We start from the raw sequence: 268 nt of genomic DNA, 5'->3' as shown, positions 1-268 counted from the left end.
GCAAAGTAAGAGCAAAGAAATATAAATCGTATAGAGGGCAAGAAGGAAAAATAGCTAAAAATATATTAAATAGAAATTTCAGAGCGGAAAAACCAAACGAAAAATGGGCAACAGATGTAACAGAATTTGCATTATGCAGTGAAAAAATATATTTATCACCAATAATAGATTTATATAACGGAGAAATAATAAGTTATAAAATATCGAAAAGACCAATACTAAAGCAAGTACTAGATATGGTAGAAGATGCAACAAGAAAGATAAAAGA

Annotated in this window: 1 protein-coding gene; it reads left to right on the top strand. The window is 28.0% G+C overall.

The window, feature by feature from the left end; translation table 11 throughout:
* A partial coding sequence (locus tag AC2FA3_RS15230) for a DDE-type integrase/transposase/recombinase (protein WP_490510320.1) occupies positions 1–268 on the top strand: 268 nt, incomplete at both ends.

Source organism: Janibacter sp. CoH_79_TC_3 (genome assembly GCF_058197955.1).
The sequence above is the reverse complement of the archived record's forward strand: the minus strand, read 5'-3'. Positions and strand labels throughout refer to the sequence as shown.